The sequence below is a fragment of the Ramlibacter sp. genome, assembly GCF_035706265.1.
Taxonomy (GTDB): Bacteria; Pseudomonadota; Gammaproteobacteria; order Burkholderiales; family Burkholderiaceae_C; genus Ramlibacter.
The window spans coordinates 1-2699 of sequence record NZ_DASSVG010000206.1; the positions used below are offsets into that span (position 1 = coordinate 1).

Consider the following 2699-nt stretch of genomic DNA (forward strand, 5'->3'; position numbering starts at 1 on the left):
TGTCTCTCTCCGGGGAATCAGACGCGGTGGAAATCGAAGGCGGCGCGCTCGCCCTTGCCGTACACCTTCAGGGCGCCCTTGTCGCCGACGGCGTTGGGGCGCTGGAAGATCCAGTTCTGCCAGGCCGTGAGGCGGCCGAAGATGCGCGTGAACATGGTCTCGGGGCCGTTGAAGCGCAGGTTGGCCTCCATGCCGGTGAGCGCATCGGGGTTCATGGCCACGCGCTCCTCGATCGCGAGGCGCGTCTCGTCCGGCCAGTCGATGTCGTCCGGCGCGCTGGTCACCAGGCCCAGCGCGAGCGCTTCGTTGCCATCGAGCGGCTGGCCGGCGCGCTCGCGCACGGCGTTCATCGCGCCGGCTTCCTCGTAGAAGCGGCGGCCCAGGCGGCTCTGGCCGGTGGCCATCGGATAGAGACCGAAGTTCGTCTCGCCCACCTCGATGCGCGGGGCGGCGGACGTGTCGGACGGCAGCGTGAGCTGGTAGCTGCGGTCGCAGGCCAGGGCCAGCTCCAGGAAGCTGCCCGCGAAGCAGGAGCCCGGCTCGATCAGTGCGAACAGGCTGCGGCTGGAGACGTCGAGGCGGCTGAAGGTGCGGCGCAGGTACCCGATCGTCTCGCGCACCAGCCAGTGCTTCTGGTTGGCCAGCAGCGCGGCATCCATGGATTTCACCGCGGAGGCGTTGCCTTGCGTCTTGAGCAGCCAGGTGCCGATCTCCAGCTCGTTGGTGCGCATGGAGAGGATCGCGTCCTCCAGCTGGCGCGCCAGCGCGAGCGGATACCACTGGTCGCCGGCGGCTTCGATGGCGGCGGGGTCGCTTTCCACCGGCGACTGCGGCGCCTGCACCGTGAAGGTGGCGACCCGCTTGGCCCGGTCGATCTCCACCGTGACGTACGGGTAGCGCAGCGCGTCGGCTTCGATCGTGCGCTGCAGGGGCGTAAGCGTCACGCCCTTGGCGTTGGCCGGCCGGTCGCTGGTCGCCGCAAGTTCCAGGGCGCGCTCCTGCACCCGGGCGGCGAAGCGGTTCGGCTTCACGATCTCGTCGACCAGCCGCCAGTCCACCGCCTTCTGCCCGCGCACGCCTTCGGCAGTGGTGCAGAAGATGTCAGCCAGGTCGTGGCGCACGTGGCGCTTGTCGGTCACCCGCGTGAGGCCGCCGGTGCCGGGCAGCACGCCCAGCAGCGGCACCTCCGGCAGGCTCACGGCGCTGTTGCGGTCGTCCACCAGGATGATCTCGTCGCAGGCCAGCGCGAGCTCGTAGCCGCCGCCCGCGCAGGCGCCGTTCACCGCAGCCAGGAACTTCAGGCCGCTGTGCTGCGAGGAGTCCTCGATGCCGTTGCGCGTCTCGTTGGTGAACTTGCAGAAGTTCACCTTCCAGGCATGGCTGGAGACGCCCAGCATGAAGATGTTGGCGCCGGAGCAGAACACCTTCTCCTTTGCGCTGGTGAGGATCACCGCGCGCACCTCCGGATGCTCGAAGCGGATGCGGTTGAGTGCGTCGTTCAGCTCGATGTCGACGCCGAGGTCGTAGCTATTGAGCTTGAGCTTGTAGCCGGGGCGCAGGCCGCCGTTCTCGTCGAAGTCGGCCACCAGCCGGGCGACCGGGCCGTCGAATCCGAGTTTCCAGTGGCGGTACTGGCCGGGGTGCGTCTGGTAGTCGACGGGCGCGGGCGTGGCAGTCTGGGTCAAGGGGCTCTCCGGTGAATGCACTTAGCTGCGTGTGATCTGCGTCAATAACACGCATCATAGTGCATATGCCTGCCGGCCCGCAAGAACGGAAATGCCTAGGGTTTTCCCTTGATCTGCAGCGCCCGGCGGACCATCGTGCGCAGGGCCAGGAAGGTTTCGTCCAGCGGCCGGGCGCTCGTGTCCAGGTGCATTTCGGCCTTGGCGTAGAACGGGCCGCGATGCGCGAGGATGCCCTTGAGGTCCTCCATCGCCTCCTCGTTCCCCGCCATCGGCCGCAGGTCGCCTTGCGCCGCCACCCGGCTCATGTGGTCCTCGGGGTGCGCCTTCAGCCACACCGTGGTGCAGTGGGACAGCAGCAGGTTGAAGGTCGCCGGCTCCGCCACCAGGCCACCGGGAATGGCGATCACGGCCTCGGGATAGAGCTGGATCGTCTCCTCCACCGCCCGGCGCTCGTAGCGCCGATAGGCGTTCTGGCCGTAGAGGGACTGGATCTCGCTGATCGAGCAACCGGCGAACTGCTCGATCTCGCGGCTCAACTCCAGGAAGGGGAAGCCCAGGTCCTCGGCGAGCATCTGGCCCAGGGTGCTCTTGCCGGCGCCGCGCAGGCCGATCAGCGCGATGCGCGGCGGGCGCGCCTCGGCCCGCGGGCTGCCGGCGCCCACGATCGGAGCGATGGCCTCGCGCACCTGGCGCAGCGTGGCTTCGTCCTGGTGCTCCAGCAGCTCGCGGATCAGGAGCCGCTCGGGCGAAGGCGCCTCGTCGGCCAGCAACTCCGCCGGGGTGGACTGCAGTGCCTGCGCCACCTGCAGCAGGATCAGCACGGAGGCGTTGCCGACCCCCAGTTCGAGGTTCGCCAGGTGGCGCTCGGAAACGCCCGCTTTCGCCGCGAGTTCCTTGCGCGTCATGCCGCGGCCGCTGCGCAGCGAGCGCACGCGCTCGCCCAGGCGCACCAGGAAAGGATGCTTTTCGATGAACTCGCCGGCGACGGGCGGCGGGCCGCCGGCGCCGCTGCCC

General features: G+C 69.2%; 2 protein-coding genes. Both read right to left on the bottom strand.

Annotation, left to right across the window (positions count from 1 at the left end; genetic code table 11):
- Positions 1–17 precede the first annotated feature (17 nt).
- A complete protein-coding gene (gene boxC, locus VFM98_RS07640; RefSeq protein ID WP_325109315.1) occupies positions 18–1685 on the bottom strand; it encodes a 2,3-epoxybenzoyl-CoA dihydrolase in 1668 nt (555 codons plus the stop codon).
- Positions 1686–1780: 95 nt separating this feature from the next.
- Entirely contained in the window at positions 1781–2656 is an 876-nt protein-coding gene (locus VFM98_RS07645; RefSeq protein WP_325109316.1) for a helix-turn-helix transcriptional regulator, read from the bottom strand.
- Positions 2657–2699 lie beyond the last annotated feature (43 nt).